17 protein-coding genes are annotated in these 18,695 nt (G+C 49.5%); all 17 read left to right on the top strand.

What is annotated here, in order from left to right; translation table 11 throughout:
* Positions 1-765: 765 nt before the first annotated feature.
* A complete protein-coding gene (locus tag PCH02S_RS03660) occupies positions 766-2,727 on the top strand; it encodes an ABC transporter substrate-binding protein (RefSeq protein WP_127450182.1) in 1,962 nt (653 codons plus the stop codon).
* A gap of 100 nt (positions 2,728-2,827) precedes the next feature.
* The gene (locus PCH02S_RS03655) at positions 2,828-3,826 is read left to right on the top strand and encodes an ABC transporter permease (RefSeq protein WP_127450180.1); all 999 of its coding nucleotides are present in this window, start codon (positions 2,828-2,830) and stop codon (positions 3,824-3,826) included.
* Complete coding sequence (locus PCH02S_RS03650; RefSeq protein ID WP_127450179.1) at positions 3,823-4,983, top strand: ABC transporter permease; 1,161 nt, start codon at positions 3,823-3,825, stop codon at positions 4,981-4,983. The genes PCH02S_RS03655 and PCH02S_RS03650 overlap by 4 nt, the downstream gene beginning before the upstream one ends.
* 12 nt (positions 4,984-4,995) lie before the next feature.
* Entirely contained in the window at positions 4,996-6,030 is a 1,035-nt protein-coding gene (locus tag PCH02S_RS03645; protein WP_127450177.1) for an ABC transporter ATP-binding protein, read from the top strand.
* Entirely contained in the window at positions 6,027-7,052 is a 1,026-nt protein-coding gene (locus PCH02S_RS03640; protein ID WP_127450174.1) for an ABC transporter ATP-binding protein, read from the top strand. Before PCH02S_RS03645 ends, PCH02S_RS03640 begins: the two co-directional genes overlap by 4 nt.
* Positions 7,049-7,447 (top strand): hypothetical protein, encoded by a 399-nt coding sequence (locus PCH02S_RS03635; protein WP_127450172.1) that lies wholly within the window; start codon positions 7,049-7,051, stop codon positions 7,445-7,447. Before PCH02S_RS03640 ends, PCH02S_RS03635 begins: the two co-directional genes overlap by 4 nt.
* A complete protein-coding gene (locus PCH02S_RS03630) occupies positions 7,431-7,886 on the top strand; it encodes a hypothetical protein (protein WP_127450170.1) in 456 nt (151 codons plus the stop codon). Before PCH02S_RS03635 ends, PCH02S_RS03630 begins: the two co-directional genes overlap by 17 nt.
* Before the next feature lie 27 nt (positions 7,887-7,913).
* Complete coding sequence (locus PCH02S_RS03625) at positions 7,914-8,735, top strand: sugar phosphate isomerase/epimerase family protein (protein WP_127450168.1); 822 nt, start codon at positions 7,914-7,916, stop codon at positions 8,733-8,735.
* A gap of 50 nt (positions 8,736-8,785) precedes the next feature.
* Positions 8,786-9,544 carry a DeoR/GlpR family DNA-binding transcription regulator gene (locus PCH02S_RS03620; RefSeq protein WP_127450529.1) on the top strand — a complete coding sequence of 253 codons (759 nt, stop codon included), beginning with the start codon at positions 8,786-8,788 and terminating at the stop codon, positions 9,542-9,544.
* Between the two features lie 71 nt (positions 9,545-9,615).
* Positions 9,616-10,575 (top strand): AraC family transcriptional regulator, encoded by a 960-nt coding sequence (locus tag PCH02S_RS03615; RefSeq protein ID WP_127450166.1) that lies wholly within the window; start codon positions 9,616-9,618, stop codon positions 10,573-10,575.
* 21 nt (positions 10,576-10,596) lie between these two features.
* On the top strand, positions 10,597-11,586 hold the full coding sequence (locus PCH02S_RS03610; protein ID WP_127450165.1) for a Gfo/Idh/MocA family protein: 990 nt from the start codon (positions 10,597-10,599) through the stop codon (positions 11,584-11,586).
* 19 nt (positions 11,587-11,605) lie between these two features.
* The gene (locus PCH02S_RS03605; protein ID WP_127450163.1) at positions 11,606-12,406 is read left to right on the top strand and encodes a sugar phosphate isomerase/epimerase family protein; all 801 of its coding nucleotides are present in this window, start codon (positions 11,606-11,608) and stop codon (positions 12,404-12,406) included.
* Positions 12,407-12,437: 31 nt separating this feature from the next.
* On the top strand, positions 12,438-13,886 hold the full coding sequence (locus tag PCH02S_RS03600; RefSeq protein ID WP_127450161.1) for a sulfatase: 1,449 nt from the start codon (positions 12,438-12,440) through the stop codon (positions 13,884-13,886).
* Entirely contained in the window at positions 13,880-14,875 is a 996-nt protein-coding gene (locus tag PCH02S_RS03595) for a Gfo/Idh/MocA family protein (RefSeq protein WP_127450159.1), read from the top strand. Before PCH02S_RS03600 ends, PCH02S_RS03595 begins: the two co-directional genes overlap by 7 nt.
* Before the next feature lie 24 nt (positions 14,876-14,899).
* On the top strand, positions 14,900-15,439 hold the full coding sequence (cysC, locus tag PCH02S_RS03590; RefSeq protein ID WP_127450158.1) for an adenylyl-sulfate kinase: 540 nt from the start codon (positions 14,900-14,902) through the stop codon (positions 15,437-15,439).
* Entirely contained in the window at positions 15,436-16,827 is a 1,392-nt protein-coding gene (locus PCH02S_RS03585; protein WP_127450156.1) for a sulfatase family protein, read from the top strand. The genes cysC and PCH02S_RS03585 overlap by 4 nt, the downstream gene beginning before the upstream one ends.
* A gap of 14 nt (positions 16,828-16,841) precedes the next feature.
* Entirely contained in the window at positions 16,842-18,248 is a 1,407-nt protein-coding gene (locus tag PCH02S_RS03580; RefSeq protein ID WP_246068945.1) for a sulfatase-like hydrolase/transferase, read from the top strand.
* The last annotated feature ends 447 nt before the right edge of the window (positions 18,249-18,695 follow it).

Here is an 18,695-nt window from a genome sequence, read left to right as displayed (position 1 = left end):
AATATGGATGGTAGGCCTGCTCCGGTTTTGGGGGCGGGCTTTTTGTGTTTGGGGTTAGAGGTGGGGCAAGCAGGTATGAGCAGCACCCAGGCGAGAGTTAGCATGTTTAAAGCGCTAGAAGCTGTGCAGCCTCCTTGGACGAAATCCAATGAAAAGCACTAAAACACCTCTAAATTGCCCATTAAATTGGACAAAATCCAATAGAACAGCAATATCCAGCGCTATAGCGGCACAATTCACCGATGTCATTGGATTTCATCCAATAGAATGGGCAATCGAGCCCTCAAATTACTAGGTTCATTGGATTTTGTCCAACGAACCAACCAACCAGCCAACTAACCCGTAAAAAGCTGCGTTGGGATTGCGCACAGTCCATGCACTTGGCCACAGGCTTGAACCTCGTAGCTTCACGGCGGCAGCCTGCCGTCAAATCCCATGCCCTGTTGTGACTTTGTGGGACTTTCTTTGCGTTTGCCTGACTTAACCTTCGAGTACAGCATATGTGTCTCTAGGCTGGCTTCATGATGAGGCCACATTTTTTCATTTTCATAGCCGTAAATGATGTCGAGAAGGTGTTGGTAGCGGTTACATTTTATGCAAAAAGAGCCGAATCGGTCTAATCTTGTCGAATCTTAACGATGAGTAGTGTGTTTAGTGAAGATAGTGAATTTTCAGAAAATAAGGTTGATTATTAGGGGCAATCTCCATAACAATTAGGATGAGTCCACAAACTCAAAAACATTTTAGGAAATCGGAGGGTTGCAAATGAAGTCAAGGAGGAAGTCGATTATTTTACTCCTGGTTTCAGCACTCATGTTGACGCTTGTACTTGGGGGGTGTCAAGACAGTCCAGCTTCGACGACTCCAGCGCCAACGACAGCTGCAGTACAAGCAACGAAAGCGCCGGATCCAACAAAAGCACCTGCCGGTGGAGGCGGACAACCTGCGCAATTGACAGAGTTCAAGGATTCGCCGGTTTTGGCGTCAAAAGGACTGCCACCCGTGAAAGATCGCTTGCCGAGCGATTATAAATTCACGAATGAATTACCGGAGAGCCAAATGAAATACGAAATCGGTACGTATGGCGGTGTTTTGAGAACGGTTACATCCGCTCCGGACTGGGATGCTGACGTTTTCGTTATGAACAACGAACCGCTGCTGAACACGCCGGGTATTCTCGGTGATCAAATCACTGGTAACGTGCTCAAAGATTACAAAGTCAGCGATGATCAAAAAACATTCACATTCTCCATGCGCAAAGGGCTGAAATGGTCTGACGGTCAGCCGGTTACAACGGAAGACGTCAGATTTACGGTTGAGGATATTTTGAACAATACGGAGCTGACGCCAATCTTCCCTGTATGGCTGCGTGGCGGCGGTGAAGCCGATGCGGCTCCGATGAAGCTGGAAGTGATCGACGATTTGAACTTCAAGCTGACGTTCGACCGTCCGTACGGCGGTATCCTGATCCGCTTCGCTATTCAGGGCTGGCGCGGATATACAGAGCTCATCCGTCCTGCGCACTATCTCAAACAGTTCCACAAAAAATACACGCCATTGGATAAACTGGAACCGCTGATTAAACAAGCAGGCTTCCAACCTGGCGAATGGTTCAATCTTTTTAACGATAAAGACATTACGAACTGGGAACTTGCGAATAAGAAAGCTGTTGGTTTCCCTGTGCTTTACCCATGGATGATGACCAAATCGACGGAATCTGTTACGACGTATGAACGCAATCCGTACTATTTCAAAGTTGATACAGCAGGCAATCAATTGCCTTATATCGACAGCATTCAGAGTACGCTCGTACAGGACATTGAGATGGTTGGTTTGAAAACGATTGCCGGTGAAGTCGACTTCTCCAGGGAATCAGCAGCTCTGATCAAAATGCCGCTTTATCGGGAAAATGAGAAAAACGGCTACAAAGCATTGCTGGCCAACATGCACGTGACGCCAACGGATATTTTCTTGAACGAAACGTTCAATGACCCGAACTGGCAAAAAGTTGTTCAGGATGTGCGCTTCCGCAAGGCGCTCAGCTTGGCGCTGAACCGCAAAGAGATTATTGACACGATCTACTATGGCTTTGCGAAACCGGGCAGCATTGAAGATCCGACGTTTGATCTGGCTGCTGCGAACAAATTGCTGGATGAAATGGGCCTCACCAGAGGGGCTGACGGCAAACGTCTTGGGCCGGATGGCAAGGTGTTCACGATTCCGTTCGAAGTCGGAGCACAAGCGCCGGATATCGTACCGTTAACCCAATTAATCGTGGAGATGTGGAAACAGCTTGGTCTGAACGTCACGATGAAAACAATCGACCAAACGCTTTGGACGACGCGGAATACGAACAATGAGCTGCAAGCGACCATGATCTGGACGCATACGCCGCTCTGGTACATGGGCGATTGGGGCACGCAGCTTTGGGGAGCGCAATGGGATCTCTGGCGTACTTCAGGCGGTAAGAAAGGTCAAGAACCGCCTGCAGACATCAAAAACCTATACAAAATGATCAATGACGCTGCAGCTGCGAACCCAGAGGATGCGAAGAAAAAAGTAGCTGAAATTAAACAAGTCATGAAAGACAAGGTCTACTATTTCATTCCGATTTCGGAAGTGAAGCAGCCTCTAATTGTCAATGCAAAGCTGCACAACATTCCGAATGACACCAGCTTTGCGATTGGCGCGAACTTCAGCGGCGAGCAGTTCTTTTATAGCAAATAATTGAACAGGAACCAGTAGGAGCCCGGACGGCGGCAGGTCGTTTGATCCGGGCTCCACGGTTCGTTCAGAGACAGGGTACATTTTTGGAAGGAGGAATTACATGCTGAATTATATCTCCTATCGGCTTTTGCAGCTAATCCCGCTGCTGATTGCCATCAGTATTATTGTTTTTGTGATCATTCAGCTTCCACCTGGGGATTTCCTAACACAATATATTGCCACATTAAAGCAGTCCGGATCTGCGGTTTCAGAAAGTACGGTCATAAATCTTCAACAGCTTTACGGGTTAGATAAATCATTAATCGTTCAATACATCATTTGGATCAAAAATATTATTCTTCACGGTGACCTAGGTCGCTCCTTTCAATGGAATCAGCCTGTGACAGAAGTTATTGGTCCAAGACTGGCGTTGACAGTTATCATATCGCTCATTTGCTTAGTTTTTGTGTGGCTGATCGCGATTCCAATCGGCATTTATTCAGCGACGCATCAATATTCGGCACTTGACTATGTGTTTACGTTTATAGGCTTTATTGGTCTGGCCATGCCCGGATTTCTTATTGCTTTGATTATCGTGTATGTCATTTTCGCGCAAACAGGCGTTTCGATCACAGGCTTGTTTTCAGCGCAATATGTAGATGCCCCTTGGACGATGGACAAAATCTTGAATATGCTGCCAAGGCTCATTATTCCTGTTGTGGTTATCGGTATGTCGGGGACAGCATCGCTGATCCGGATTACACGAGGGATGCTGCTGGATGAGTTGTCGAAGCAGTACGTCATTACCGCTAGAGCCAAAGGTGTTCCTGAGGGTAAGCTGTTGTTCAAATATCCGGTTCGATTGGCCATTAATCCGTTGATTTCGACCATCGGTTGGACACTTCCGGCGCTTATTTCAGGAGAAGCTATCGTCTCGATCGTGCTGAATTTGCAGACAACGGGGCCGATGCTGCTCAAAGCTTTGATGTTCCAGGACGTGTACTTAACGGGAAGCTTCCTGTTGATTCTAAGCGTGATGACGGTTATCGGGACACTGTTATCCGATATTTTGCTAGCGTTCGTTGACCCGAGAATACGCTTCGGGGGTGTTGCGGAATGAGTGCGATAACGACGATTGCGAATCGATTTCGGAGGACCAAGGTGAATAGCCGAAACCGAGTCGGTGCCGATAATCAATACGAAGTCGCTTCCCAGTGGCAGCTGATGTGGTGGAAATTCATCAAACACAAAATGGCTGTTTTCTCTGCGGTTGTATTGATTTTATTTTATCTGGTGGCGATCTTCTGTGAATTTTTGGCGCCCACGCTGCAGGATGCGAGGTACTCCGATTATAAGAACGCAGCACCGCAAAAAATTCATTTTGTCGATCCGAATAACGGATTTCAGCTTCGGCCTTTTGTTTACGGGATGAGCGAGAAAGTCGATCCACAAACGTTCAAACGCACATTCTCCGAAGATCCGGCGAAGAAGTATGAGATCTATTTTTTCACAAAAGGCGAGCCGTATAAGCTGTGGGGGCTCATCCCCATGGAACGCCACTTGTTTGGCTTGAAAAATCCAAAGGATGCGCTCATTTTGATGGGGACGGATAAGCTGGGGCATGATCTGTTGTCCAGAATCATTTACGGAGCCAGAATTTCGCTCTCCTTCGGACTGCTGGGCATCGTGGTAACCCTCATTCTGGGATTGGTGTTGGGTGGAATATCCGGTTATCTGGGCGGCGTTTCGGACACCATCATTCAACGGACCATTGATTTGCTCATCTGTATTCCAACGATTCCGCTTTGGATGGCGCTTACAGCTGCGTTGCCAAGAGATTGGACGGCGCTGCAAACGTACTTCGGGCTGATTCTCATCTTCTCCATCATTGGCTGGACAGGGCTTGCTCGCGTTGTAAGGGGGAAAATATTGTCTCTTCGTGAAGAGGATTTCACCATGGCGGCCAGACTTGCGGGGGCAAGTGATTTCCGCATCATTCGCAAACATTTGCTGCCGTCTTTCGCAAGCTACATCATCGTAAACGTGACGCTTTCGATTCCCGGCACGATTCTGGGAGAGACTGCATTAAGCTTCCTTGGGATCGGGCTTCAGGCGCCGGTTGTCAGCTGGGGAGTGCTGCTGCAGGATGCGCAAAACCTGGAAACACTAGCCCATCACCCTTGGCTGCTGTGGCCGGCGGCATTCATTATTTTGACGGTCTTAATGTTTAATTTCCTTGGGGACGGATTGCGCGATGCGGCAGATCCATACAAATAGGAGGTGAAGTGAATGTCAAATAGGGATAACGTCATATTGGAAATGAAGGACGTGAAAGTTCACTTCCATCTGGATGAAGGCGTATTGAAAGCAGTGGACGGCGTTGATCTGCAAATCAAACGGGGCATGACGCTGGGCATCGTCGGCGAAAGCGGCTGCGGCAAAAGCGTCACCTCGCAGGCGCTCTTGCGCATTGTGCCCAAGCCGGGCCAAGTGGAAGGCGAGATTAAGCTGCAGCGAAACGGTGCCGGGAGCAAGGAATCGGTGGATCTGGTGAAGCTGGATCCGAGAGGGAAGGAAATTCGGGATATCCGGGGCGATGAAATCGCGATGATTTTCCAGGAGCCCATGAAGGCATTCTCTCCGATTCATACCGTAGGCAATCAGATTATGGAAGCAATCTTATTGCATGTGACACAGGATAAAAAAGAAGCATACCGCTTGGCGGTGGACATCCTGCGCAAGGTCGGCATGTCCAATCCCGAGCAGCGGCTTGCCGAATACCCGCACCAGCTGTCGGGCGGGATGAGGCAGCGGGCCATGATTGCCATGGCATTGTCCTGTAACCCCTCGATTCTCATCGCAGATGAGCCGACCACGGCCTTGGATGTTACGGTCCAAGCGCAAGTGCTGCAGCTGATTAATGAACTGAAAGCGAATCATGATACATCCGTCATTTTCATCACGCATGACCTTGGGGTTATTGCCGAAATGTCGGACGAAGTAGCGGTCATGTATCTGGGCAAAGTCGTCGAATACACAGATGTGGATTCCTTATTTCATAATCCGAAACATCCGTATACGAAGGCGCTGTTGAATTCGATACCTGCGATCGGCAGGGAGAACAAGAGGCTGGAATCCATTGAGGGGACTGTGCCGTTCCCGATGAATTTGCCGAAGGGCTGCGGCTTTTATACGCGCTGCAAAATGGCCATCGACGGCGTGTGCAACGTAGCGGACGTGCCGCTAGTCGAGGTGAAAAAAGATCATAAAGTTCGCTGCTTATTGGTTGAAACGGAGCTTAAAGAAGCCGAGGTGGTCTCATGACGGTACAAACAGACGAACTCATTCTTGATGTGAGCTATATGCGAAAATATTTCCCGATTAAAAAGGGGTTCTTGCAAAAAAATGTCGGTTATGTCAAAGCGGTCGACGATGTTCAGTTTCATATCCGTCCCGGTGAAACGTTCGGTCTTGTCGGCGAATCCGGCTGCGGCAAAACAACACTTGGACGCTGTATTCTGCGCGCTATCGAACCGACCTCGGGCTCAGTGCGCTTTCGCGACCGCCAAGGTCAGATGCAGGAGGTGCTGCAGCTCGACGCCAAGGAACTGCGATCGATTCGGCGTGACATGCAGCTCATCTTCCAAGACCCGTACTCCTCGCTCAATCCTCGGATGACGGTGCTCAATATTATTGCCGAGCCGCTCGTCTGCAACGGCATGGCGCACGGCGCCGAGCTCAAAGAGCGCGTGGCACAGCTCATGGAGATGGTGGGCCTCAACAGCCGCCATCTGGAGCGGTACCCGCATGCATTCAGCGGGGGGCAACGCCAACGGATTGGTATTGCGCGAGCTTTGGCGACGAATCCCAAGTTCATCGTTTGCGATGAAGCCGTGTCGGCACTAGACGTATCCGTGCAGGCGCAGATTATTAATCTGCTGCAGGATTTACAGGAAAAACTGAACTTGTCCTATTTGTTTATTTCTCATGATCTCGGGGTTATCCAGCATATATCTAACCGTGTCGGGGTTATGTATGTTGGCAAAATGGTAGAGACAGCGGCAACGAAGGATTTGTTTGCAGCTCCCAAACATCCTTACACCGAAGCGCTGCTCTCTGCGAAGCCGGTACCTGACCCCCGGAAGAAGTCGAACCGCATTATTTTGCAAGGGGAAGTCGCCAACCCGGCGAATCCGCCTTCCGGCTGCTATTTCCATCCGAGATGTGCCTATGCCCAAGACATTTGCAAAAAGCAGGCTCCAGAAATGAAGCAGGTTGGTGATGGGCATTACGCAGCCTGTCATTTTGCCGGAGAGCTTGACCTTAGGGGGGCCACGTCGATATGACGTATATTCTGCTTACGCTGCTTGTTTTCTTCGTCTGCCTCAGTCTCATTATGGTAGGCTCGTTATGGTATATGAGGGTGTTATTGGAGAAAATGGTCGGAGGCAAGCTGCGCGACTTGGAGACACTGACAGCGACGGGTACAATTCCTGAAGCATGGTCGGTCAAATTTAACGAGCGCATGATTCAACATCAAAAGCAGGGCAATACCAAACAAGTGGACCGTATTGAACGATTGGCACGGAAGTCCTATTTAAATAAAATCGGTAAACTGATTGCCTTTGTAAAAAAATCGACACTGGTAGAAAGTGAAGAAGCGCGAAAAGCTACGCTGCGTATCCTGCAAAGAGTGGAGCGGGAATGGAGGGATGCTAACTCGTATGGATCCTTTTCTTGAATTAAAACAACGTGACCCGTCGGCCGGGTATAAATCGGTGGGGATTACCGTTATTACTGCGGCGCTAGGCATTGTAAATTGGTTCGAATTAAGGAGCTTACTGCTGGTTTTGCTGACCTTTTTTGGCGTTAAACGTTCCTCTTGGCAGGGGATTGATAATCTCTCATTTCTGCTGATGGGTGTCGTTTGGCTAGCGTACGTATTCTACTGCCAATACTATTTGAAAAAGAAGGCGGAAGCCAAGCAGGTGCTGCAAGCTTCAGCGATGCTGCTGGCCATACAGCTGGGGATCTTATTTGTATGCAATCTCCTTTCGCACGTTTTGCTTGGCGTACCGTTTGAAACGTACATGTTGCTTTTTTTAATAATTGAAGGCGTTTTGACTGTCATATTGGGCTGGTTTGCCAGACGTGCGGCTCGCAAGAGAGTCTTACTATAATTTGTAGATAAAGGTGGGTATGCTCTTATGGATGTTGGTGTGGTTTCGCGCAGTTTTCCGCAATTATCAAATGAAGAGGTGGCGGCGCTGCTGGCTGAGCGCGGGTTCAGATGGACAGAGCTTTGCTTCTCCCAAACGGATTCTAACTATTGGCGTTACAACGGGCGGAGTGATCTTAGTGATCTAACGGATAAAAGAAGTCAAGAAATCGTAGAGACCTATCGCAAACATGGCATTGAAGTTGCCTCGATTGGCGTATTTACGAATTTGTTGGAAACGGATGAGCAGGAAATGGAGGCAAATTTGCAATATTTTGAACGGCATATGCAGATTGCTGCCGGGACCGGCGTGCCGATTGTTGCAACGGAGTGCGGATTCATTCCGGGAAAAAGAGGCATTCAAGCGGATTCGTATGAGAAGGACTTCGAACGTCTCAAACAGCAGATAAGCTGGCTTGGCGAGCGTGCAGGACATTACGGGATTAAGCTTGCGCTTGAACCCTGCGTCCTGGATGTTGTGCCCAGCGCCAAACGCACAGCGGATTTCCTGGCGCAGGTCGGATCGCCGCACGTTCAAGTGCTCCTGGATCCGGCGAATTTAATCGCGAACAGCTCGGAAGAGGAGATGTTCCAGTATTTAGCGCCGCATCTGGCCTACTTTCACGGGAAAGACCGCAAAGTCAATGATACCTACGGGCGCTGCGTTGGAGACGGGGATATTGACTGGAGAAAGCTGCTGAATTTGTATCATGAGCATGCGGAAGGTGTTCCTTTTATTTTGGAATATGTCAATATCCATAATTTCTGTGAAATTCGTGATCGGGTGATCGCGTTTGACCAAGCCCGCTAATAATCCTCTACAACGAATCGGAAATCTGAAGCTCAGGGAGGTGTTTGATGATGCTAGTCGCGGAAAGGGTTCAGCACATTCTACGGCTGGTTAACGAGCGGGGAAGCATGCGCGTCACTGAACTTAGCCAGATATGCCGGGTTACGGAAGAAACGATCCGCCGGGACTTGGACCGTTTGGAGAACGAAGGCCGGCTGCTGCGCAGCTACGGCGGCGCGATTCGTCTGCAGCCGCAAACGTCCGAAACGTCGTATGAGCTGCGGGAAACGGTGCATGTGACGGAAAAACAGCGTATTTCGGCTCAAGCTGCCAAATTTGTGGAACCGCATGATCGCATTGTCCTCGATGCGAGCTCCACGACATGGCATTTGGCAGAGCTGCTGCCCGACATTCCACTCACCGTCATCACCAACTCCTTGAAGGTGGCTTTGGTTCTAAGCGAGAAAAAGAATATCAGCGTCATCAGCACAGGAGGCATCCTTGTGCCAAATTCACTTTCTTTCGTTGGACCGCTGACGGAGCAGGCCTTGGAAGAGTATCATGTAAATAAAGCGTTCGTTTCTTGCAAAGGCGTACATATGGAGCGGGGCATCAGCGAGTCGAATGAAATGCAAGCCAGGGTGAAACGGAAAATGATCGGCATGGCCGAACAAGTATTTGTCCTCGCGGATTATAGCAAATTTGATATGCAGGCTTTTACGATGATCGGGGCCTGGAACCAGATTCATCATCTCATTACGGATGAACAAACGCCTCTTGATCACGTTCAGCTGCTCCAGCGGAAGTTCATTAATGTCATTCAAGTTTAAGACAAATCGAAATGGCGCAATCCCCTTGTAAGATGGCTGAAACCGCAATGAAAGCGTGAGTTGGATGCCTTATGATGAAGACAGAAGCAAAGAAAGGAATTGTACATATGGTTAATCTCCTGCGACAAAGTCAATTCATGAAAGACAAGCAAATTCCGTTTTATATTAACCGCTGCTTCCATCATCAAGATAATACGCCGTTGGTTCATTCACATGACTTTATTGAACTTGTTTATGTGGTTAGCGGTCAAGCGGATCATGTATTTGAAGGAGAATCCTACCAGATCCAAACGGGCGATGTTTTTATTATTAATCCCGGGGAAGTTCATACGTATCGTACGAAGCCGGGAGAGAACATCGAGATCATTAATTGTCTCTTCACGCCAGAATTAATTCATGAGTCTCTGCTGAAGGAATTGGGCGTGTCACAGTCCATGGATTACTATTATGTGCATCCTTTCTTAAATCCAAGAGAACGCTTTCATCACAGGTTGAATTTGATGGGGCAAGCATCAAATCATGTTCTTATATTACTTGAAACGATGATTTCAGAATGGGAGCATCACCGGCCGGGCTATTTAACGCTCATTAAACTGCAAATGCTCCAGCTGCTCATCCTGTTATCTCGCTGCTATGCGGATTCCGCAAGCAAGGAGAAAAAGAGCTCAAGATCAGCGAATCATACCATACTTGTGCGCCGGATCACCGGGTTTCTGGAGCGTCATTTTGATAAAAAAATGACCATCCCCGATTTGTGCGAGTTGTTTAATGTGAGCAGCAGGCAGCTTAACAGGGTGTTTAAGCAGGAAACGAATCAAACCGTAACGGAGCGTATTCATGACATTCGAATTGAACGGGCGAAGCAGTATTTGATAGAAGGCGATGACAAAGTGATTCATGTCGCCCAGCGTGTTGGCTATGAAGACCCGGCCTTTTTCACACAATTGTTCAGACGGAGGGTTGGATGCTCGCCAGGGCAGTATCGTGATTTGCATGGGGAACTGCTGGAGAATGCGCAGGAAATTCAGTAGAAGAAACGGGAGGAATAGGCGATGACGTTAAAGGTTGCGGTTGTAGGAGTTGGCAATATCGGTTCAATCCATGCGGGTGTGTACCATGAACATGCGAAAACAGAGCTTGTTGCTGTATGTGACATCAATAAGGAGAAAGCAGATGCGGCTGCGGCCAAATTCGGTTGCAGAGCTTTCTATAGCGTGCAGGAAATGCTGGCTAGCGGCATTCATTTGGATGCTTGCTCGATGGCGACCAAAGGGGAAGAGAATGGCGGCGAGCATTATCAGCCTACGATGGAACTGCTCGAGGCGGGCATTCCTGTTCTTGGGGAAAAGCCGATTTCCAACCGGATTGACGAAGGAGAGCGGATGGTGGCGCTTGCCAAAGAGAAGCAGATTCCTTATGCCGTCAACTTGAATCATCGTTTTACACCTGCTGCGCTACGTGCCAAAGAATGGGTAGAGGAAGGCCGTCTTGGCCAATTACATATGATTAATATGAAAATGTGGATCAACAACCCGGTCGAAACTTCGCCTTGGTTCCATTTGCGCGCGCTTCATCCGCACTCCTTCGATGTGATTCGTTACTTCTGCGGGGATGTGAAACGGGTAGCTGCCTTCATGATGAAAGGCGAAAATAGGAAAATTTGGTCCAATACGCAGGTGATGCTTGAGTTTGAAAATGGCGCCATCGGGAACCTCGTCGGCAGCTACGATGCTGGAGCCAGCTACGGTTTGGAGCGCTGCGAGGTTGTTGGTTCCAAAGGCCGATTCGTACTGGACGACGCTTGTGAGCACTTAACCTTTTATCCCCGTCATAGCATTGCAACGGAAAGTTACAGCTATTTGGGCGGCATGCGCCATTTCAACGAAACGTTTAAAAGCCGTATCAGCGACTGGATTGAGCAGCTGGATGCCAAGGTGCCTTACGATCAAATCAATGGCTCGGGCCAAGAGGCGCTAAAGGCGCAGACGATTATTGAAGCGGCTATTCGTTCATTTGAAACGTCAAGCATTGTTGAACTTTAACTTAGGGAGGCAGTAAACCATGATGCAATTAGGGATAAATTCCGTATTGTTCAAAGATTTCGATTTCGCTACGGCGGCGCAGCACATTAAGCTTTGCGGCTATGACGGTGTGGAGCTCTCGGCAATCAAAGGCATGTGCGAGCACCTCGAGCTTGACAACTGGCGGGAGCAGGCGCCGGAGATTCGTAGAATCGCCGAGGAGGTTGGGCTGAAGCTTCTGTCAATGGAAGTGGCTGAGCTGAATGAAACGAGGCTTCCGCTTGCTTTTGAAGCGGCGGCAGAACTCGGAATCCCGGTTGTCAATGTGGGGCCGGGCGGAAAATCGGACGTCGAAGAGGACTTGCAATTCACAATTGAAAAGTTGACAAGAATGTCAAAGCTTGCAAGTGAATACGGGGTTACACTTTGCGTAAAAGCGCATGTCGGCGGTTCCATTTATAATACGCCTACTTCATTAAGAGCAATCGAGGCAATTGAGAATCCATCTTTTGGCATCGATATGGATCCCAGCCATATTTATCGGGCAGGAGAAAATCCGGAAGCGGCTTTGCCGGCTGTGATTTCACGCGTGAAGCATATTCATATTCGCGACTGCAGTGGCAGACAAGCGGGACCAGGTACGATCGACAAACAGGCGTGCGGGCGTGGCGATATTGATTTAATCGGCTACTGCAAAGTGCTTGCGGATAATGGTTATGAAGGTCCTGTGTGTCTAGAAGTCATTGGCGCCAATGGGCACTCTCTCGCACAGGTTTCTATTGTAGCGGCTGAAAGCTATGGCTATTTGAATGCGGTACTGCGCTCTTTTGGAGCCAGATAAGTTGATTATAAACGGAGAAGGAGTAATTCCCATGACATCTAAAATGCCGAATTTACTGCTGCTTGGTATAGATAGCTTACGTCGAGATCATATGAGCGGATATGGTTATCACCGGCTGACAACGCCGCATATCGACCAATATAGCCAAGGGGGCGTACTGTTTGAACAGCATTTCTCCCCGAGTATTCCAACGACGCCAGGATATGCCTCCATGCTCACGGGTATGGATTGCTTCGGAACGGACGTTGTCGCGCTGCGGCACGGCGGACCTGTTGGCGACCACGTCAAGATGCTTTCCGAGCTGCTGGAAGAGAACGGTTACAATACAACGTGTATCGGCTTCACAGGCAACCCTTCGGCACGCGGCTTTCAGAAATATATCGATTTCGAAGGCTGGGGACCTGACGAAACGGGAAGAAGCCCGAAAGCGGACAACTTGAACCGTGTCGCCATTCCGGAAATGAAACGCCTTAAGGAAGAGGGTAAGCCATTTTTCCTCTTCTTGCGCCATATGGATCCGCATTCGCCTTATTTGCCGCCTAAGCCGTTTGAGCGGATGTTTTATGACGGCAATGAGTGCGATCCCGACAACCACTCTTTGGATGAGCTTTACGATTTTAAACCATTCGCGGACTACTTCAGCTCCTGGTTCCCTGAGGGATGTACCGACAGCAAATATATTGACGCACAGTATGATGGTGCAATTGCTTACATGGATGCGGGCATTCAGTCGATTTTCACGGCGCTTGAGTCCCTTGGCATCGAAGATGAGACGCTTGTTGTCATCACCTCCGATCACGGTGAAACCTTAAATGAGCATGATTGTTATTACGATCATCATGGCCTGTATGAAACGAATTTGCGTATCCCGCTTATTCTGCGTTTCCCGGGTAAGCTCCCGGCAGGTAAGCGAGTATCCAGTTCCTCGCAAATTAAAGATGTGATGCCGACCATTGTGGAACTTTTGGGTATACCATGTGAGATTCCATTTGATGGCCGCAGCTTGATTCCGCTTGTGAAAGGCGAGGAGCGGGTGCCGGAAAGCGAGATGTACATTACGGAATGTACATGGATGCGCAAACATGGCTGGCGGACGCCGGAATGGAAGCTGATTGTAGCGCTTGAGCCGGATCTGCATTTCAAACCTCCGGTAGAGCTGTACAATTTGGTTCGCGATCCTGAGGAGCTGCATAACCTGATTGATGAAGAGCCGGAAGTGGCGGCCCATCTCATGAGCCGATTAAATGCGCATATTGCGAAGCGGGAGCAAGAAACAGGGCGTGAGAATCCGATCTATACGAACTTGAACTGGCATGGATTGGGATGCGGTCCGTTCAAAACCTCGCAGCAGGCTTTTGACTCCATGCACATCGGTTCCCCGAGGACGGCACGATCCCTGCAAACGAAAGAGAAGGAAGCCGAGCCAGTGGCAGAAGCGGAAGGTGAACCTGCAGAAGTGGAAGCCGATACGACATGCTGAGAATAGCCGTTGTAGGCGTTAATCACATTGGACGTATCCATTGTCGTTGTTACAAGGAACACGCAGATAGCGAACTCATCGCTATCTGCGATTTGAACAAAGAGCTGGCGGATTCCGTTGCTGCACAGTTTGGCGTGAAAGCCTATTATGATCTGGATACTATGCTTGAAGCGGAACAGCTCGATATTATTAGCGTAGCTACTGGAGGAATCGATAACGGCTCTCATCACCGAGAGCCTGTTATGAAAGCCATTGCGGCCGGCAAGGACGTACTGGTCGAAAAACCCATTTCCAATTCGCTGGAAGAAGCCCGGGAAATGGTTCAATTTGCGAAAGAAAAAGGCGTTCGTTTCGCTTGTAATCTTAATCATCGATTCACGCCGGCTGCCAAGAAGGCGAAGCAGTGGATGATGAATGGCGATATCGGCCACCCGCTTTTTGTCAATATGAAGCTGACAATCGGCAATCCGAATGAATCCAGTCCCTGGATCCATTTGCGCGCGCTGCATCCGCATTCGCTCGATGTGATGCGTTATTTCGCAGGCGAGGTTCGCCGTGTTCAAGCTTTTTTGACGAAGGCTCCTGGTCGTGCGGTGTGGTCAACGGCTTCCATTAATTTAGAATTTGCCTCTGGCGCGGTAGGCCATCTGCTGGGCAGCTACGATATGTTCGGCATTCATCCGATTGAAGCTTGTGAGGTCGCAGGCGATCAAGGCAGATTTGTGTTGGATAATGTTTATGAATCGCTTACGTACTATCCGCATCGTCAGGAAGACCTGCGGGTTTACCGGAATTCCATCATGAGCGGCATGCGCGGTTTCGAGGATACGTTTCGTCTTCGGCTGGATGCCTTCATACAGGAAGTGAAGGAGGGAGTTCCTCCTGAGCAAATCACAGCTTCCGGTGCGGACGCCTTGGCTGTTCAAGAAATCATTGAAGCGGCGATCCGTTCCCATCTGGCGAATGGTGCCGTTATCCCCATTTCCTAAAGACCGATCCGAAGGAGGAAGGTTATGAGTAAAGATGGAGAGGTACTGTGGTTCACCGGTCTCTCAGGCTCAGGCAAATCAACGACGGCTCGTGCCTTGGTTGAGCCACTTCGCGTCAGCGGCAGGAAAGTAGAGCTGCTCGATGGAGACGAGCTTAGGCAGACGATTTCCCAGGGGCTCGGCTTTAGCAGAAAGGACCGCATCACGAACGTTGAGCGTATCGTTTTTCTTTGTAAGCTGTTATCGCGTAACGGTGTTACGGTCATCGTATCCGCTATTACGCCCTATGAAGAAATGAGAGCGCATGCCCGTGCCGAGCTGCCCGGTTATGTTGAAATTTTCGTGGATTGCCCCCTTGAAGAATGTGAGCGACGAGATGTGAAAGGGTTGTATGCCAAAGCCAGAAATGATGAGATTAAGCAATTTACAGGCATTGGCGATCCGTATGAAATGCCGGAGCAGCCGGACATCGTGATTCAAACGCATGTGGACGAAGTAGAGAGCAATGTCGCTTTAATCATGGACTATCTGATGACAAAAACAGGACGGAGTGAGGCCGTATGAACATTGTTTTCATCTCCATGGACACGATGCGCGCCTCCCGGCTGGGCTGTTATGGCTATCAGAAGCCGACTTCGCCCTATATGGATCAGATTGCGGAGCAAGGTGTACTGTTCGAAAGAGCATATGCAGCAGATATACCAACGGAAGTGGCCCACACCGGTATATTTACGGGAAAAGTAGGGCTGCGAACAGGTGTCGTTTCACACGGTTCACCGCTCACGCAGCTGCCCAAGAAAGAGTCGTGGCTGCCTTCTCTCTTGCAAAATCAAGGTTTTACGACGGCTGCTGTCGATAATTTGTATCAGTTAAAGGAATGGTTCGCGAGAGGTTACCGGTATTACATCAATTCGGTTCAAAAGACGCGCAGTATCGACGGGAAATCGGTGAATGAGCTTGCTTTCAAGTGGATTCGCGAGCATAAGGAAGATGATTTCTTCCTGTTCCTGCATTATTGGGATCCGCATACGCCATACCAGCCTCCGTCGAGTTATGTGCCGGCTTTCTATGATCAGGGCCGGGATCCTTATGATCCGGCCAACCGCAGTATGGATGCCGCATATAATCATGCGGCTTATCCGTTTTTTAAGCATCATCATTATGACTTGCTTGGCCCTATAACGGATGCTGCGTACGTCAATGCGCTTTATGATGCGGAAGTGCGTTATCTCGATGATCGTCTGCGTGAGCTTGATGAGCTGCTTATTGCGGAAGGGGTCTATGACGACACCTTGTTGATTTTGTTCGGCGATCATGGAGAAAGCTTGACGGAGCACGATATTTACTGGGATCACTGCGGTTTGTACGAAACCTCGGTGCAAGTGCCGATGATCATGAGATGGCCTGGACGAATTCCGGAAGGACGCCGAGTTAAAGGTTTAGTTCAGCAGGTCGATATGCTGCCGACCATCTTGGAAGCAGCCGGTATCCTGACACCGACGAACATTGACGGGCGCAGCTTGTGGCCGAGTATACGCGGGGAAGCGGATGGGACACATGATGCCATCTATTTAAGCGAGTGCGCTTGGCAAGCGAGCAGAGGGATTGTGACGAAGGATTATAAATTTATTCGCACACTGGATGCAGGACCTTTCGTTCGTCCGCCAAGGGAACTGTTCGATTTGCGTGTTGATCCGGATGAAACAGTGAATATCGCCGAAAGTTCTCCGGCCATTGCCGATGAGTTGGCTTATCAGTTAGACGATTGGACGGAAAAAATGCTGAATGGGCGGGCGGATCCCATGCTGAAACAGATCGAAGCGGGCCTCCCGTTTCGCAATCGCATCCATGAGATTTTGCTGCAGTATGGCTTGACATGGGACGAATGGATACAGGATCCTCGGCGAGACAGGTTCGATGAAGCTTCCGCAGCCAGACATGCGGGGAGGTAATCACTTTGACGGAGATGGTTCAAAAGCCTAATTTGCTTATTATCATGGTCGATCAGTTGCGCTATGATTGTCTTGGCTATAGTCATCAGGCGCCTGTTTTGACGCCCAATCTCGATAAGCTCGCATCCGAGGGCATGTGGTTCGACCGTGCCTATAATCATATTCCCATCTGTGGTCCCGCGAGGCAGTCTTTCGTCTGTGGCAGGAGGGCTGAAGCCTTCGGCGGACTTTGGAACTTCTCTTTGGGGATGCGGATCGGCGCACTCGAGCCCACGAGCTACTCGTGGGCCCGTTCTTTGCAAGGGGCGGGGTACAGGAACGGCTATATCGGCAAATGGGATGTCCATCCGACCTATGATCCGACACATTATGGGTATGATCTATTCGTTTCCAGTGATGAGAAGTACCGGGAGCGGACAAAGGCACGGTACCCGGAGCTGGCGTATACGGGAGGGTTCTTTGGCGAAATCGACCCTTTGCCGCTGGAGGATACGCGCACACACCAGACAGCCGCAATGGCCACGGCTTTGATGAAGCAGCTGTCGGAGGAGAGTGCGGGCTCACCTTGGCAGCTGCGGGTTAATTTCCAGGAGCCACATCTGCCCTGCCGCCCGGTTGCCGAATTCGCCGCTATGTATCCGCCGGAGAGTATTCCTGAATGGGGAAGCTTCCGTGAAACGTTCGCGAATAAACCCTATATCCAGAGCCAGCAGCTTAGGAATTGGGAGATCGAGCATTACGACTGGGCGGATTGGGCGCCGATCGTCGCTCGTTATTATGCGATCATCTCGCAGTTAGACGATGCGGTTGGGAAGCTGCTCGCGGGGTTAGACGCGCTCGGACAAAGTGAGAATACGGTTGTCATTTTCACAACCGACCATGGCGACATGTGCGGCGGGCACCGCATGCTGGATAAACATTACGTCCTGTACGAGGACGTCGTAAAGGTTCCACTCATTGTTAGATGGCCTGGAGTTATTGCCCCAGGCAGCCGCTGTGAGCAATTCGTCCAGACCTTGCTGGATTTGCCGCCGACACTGCTGGCCATCAGCGAAACGGAACCGTTAGTGGAACACCGGCTTCATGGGGAATCCTTGCTGCCGCTGCTTCTGGGAGCTGAACCTGCGGGGTGGCGCGAAGAAGTTGTCGCCTCTTTCAATGGCGCACAATTCGGCCTTTACACGCAGCGAATGATTCGCACCCGGGAGTGGAAATACATCTGGAATTGTACGGATGTCGATGAACTTTACGATATGCGTCATGACCCGCATGAGCTTCATAACGTGATTCATCATCCCGTGAACAAGACGGTTCTGGCCGAGCTGCGGAAGCGACTCTATCATATTTTGTACGAGGATGGCGATGGCATCGTGCAAAATGATTGGATGCGGGATCAACTGCTGGAGGGGCGGAAGGGGTAGCAGGGAGGATATGCCCAGCTTGCTTATCTTTCATGGATCTTATGGAGTTTTCATTGGATGAAATCCAATTAGGATGCCCTCCGTCGAGGGAAATTTTACTTGTCATTGGACGAAATCCAATGAGATACGAAGAAATCGCTTTATTTAACTCGAATTCCAGCCTCTCGTTGGATTTACTCCAACGAAAAGTACATTTGCACGTCCAATTTTGACATCTCGTTGGATTTCATCCAATGAATTGCCCAGGTTCATCTCTAAGATGAACCTATTTCGTCATGTTAACAGAGCTTAGTCCCCTTTTGCGACAAAAAAGCGAAGTTTCGGTTCCCGAGCTGATTTCGGTAAGTAGCTGCCTTTTATATCCTTTTGCAAAAGGAATAGAGTACAGTGAAAATAAAGTAGACTGAAAAATAAAGTATTAGACCGAAAATAAAGTTGTAGACTGGC

It is taken from the genome of Paenibacillus chondroitinus NBRC 15376, from assembly GCF_004000765.1.
Taxonomy (GTDB): Bacteria; Bacillota; Bacilli; order Paenibacillales; family NBRC-103111; genus Paenibacillus_E; species Paenibacillus_E chondroitinus.
The sequence above is the reverse complement of the archived record's forward strand: the minus strand, read 5'-3'. Positions and strand labels throughout refer to the sequence as shown.

Coding starts and splice junctions, on each gene's coding strand:
- PCH02S_RS03660 (WP_127450182.1), top strand. CDS start 766: ATGAAGTCAAGGAGGAAGTCGATTATTTTACTCCTGGTTTCAGCACTC.
- PCH02S_RS03655 (WP_127450180.1), top strand. CDS start 2,828: ATGCTGAATTATATCTCCTATCGGCTTTTGCAGCTAATCCCGCTGCTG.
- PCH02S_RS03650 (WP_127450179.1), top strand. CDS start 3,823: ATGAGTGCGATAACGACGATTGCGAATCGATTTCGGAGGACCAAGGTG.
- PCH02S_RS03645 (WP_127450177.1), top strand. CDS start 4,996: ATGTCAAATAGGGATAACGTCATATTGGAAATGAAGGACGTGAAAGTT.
- PCH02S_RS03640 (WP_127450174.1), top strand. CDS start 6,027: ATGACGGTACAAACAGACGAACTCATTCTTGATGTGAGCTATATGCGA.
- PCH02S_RS03635 (WP_127450172.1), top strand. CDS start 7,049: ATGACGTATATTCTGCTTACGCTGCTTGTTTTCTTCGTCTGCCTCAGT.
- PCH02S_RS03630 (WP_127450170.1), top strand. CDS start 7,431: ATGGATCCTTTTCTTGAATTAAAACAACGTGACCCGTCGGCCGGGTAT.
- PCH02S_RS03625 (WP_127450168.1), top strand. CDS start 7,914: ATGGATGTTGGTGTGGTTTCGCGCAGTTTTCCGCAATTATCAAATGAA.
- PCH02S_RS03620 (WP_127450529.1), top strand. CDS start 8,786: ATGCTAGTCGCGGAAAGGGTTCAGCACATTCTACGGCTGGTTAACGAG.
- PCH02S_RS03615 (WP_127450166.1), top strand. CDS start 9,616: ATGATGAAGACAGAAGCAAAGAAAGGAATTGTACATATGGTTAATCTC.
- PCH02S_RS03610 (WP_127450165.1), top strand. CDS start 10,597: ATGACGTTAAAGGTTGCGGTTGTAGGAGTTGGCAATATCGGTTCAATC.
- PCH02S_RS03605 (WP_127450163.1), top strand. CDS start 11,606: ATGATGCAATTAGGGATAAATTCCGTATTGTTCAAAGATTTCGATTTC.
- PCH02S_RS03600 (WP_127450161.1), top strand. CDS start 12,438: ATGACATCTAAAATGCCGAATTTACTGCTGCTTGGTATAGATAGCTTA.
- PCH02S_RS03595 (WP_127450159.1), top strand. CDS start 13,880: ATGCTGAGAATAGCCGTTGTAGGCGTTAATCACATTGGACGTATCCAT.
- cysC (WP_127450158.1), top strand. CDS start 14,900: ATGAGTAAAGATGGAGAGGTACTGTGGTTCACCGGTCTCTCAGGCTCA.
- PCH02S_RS03585 (WP_127450156.1), top strand. CDS start 15,436: ATGAACATTGTTTTCATCTCCATGGACACGATGCGCGCCTCCCGGCTG.
- PCH02S_RS03580 (WP_246068945.1), top strand. CDS start 16,842: ATGGTTCAAAAGCCTAATTTGCTTATTATCATGGTCGATCAGTTGCGC.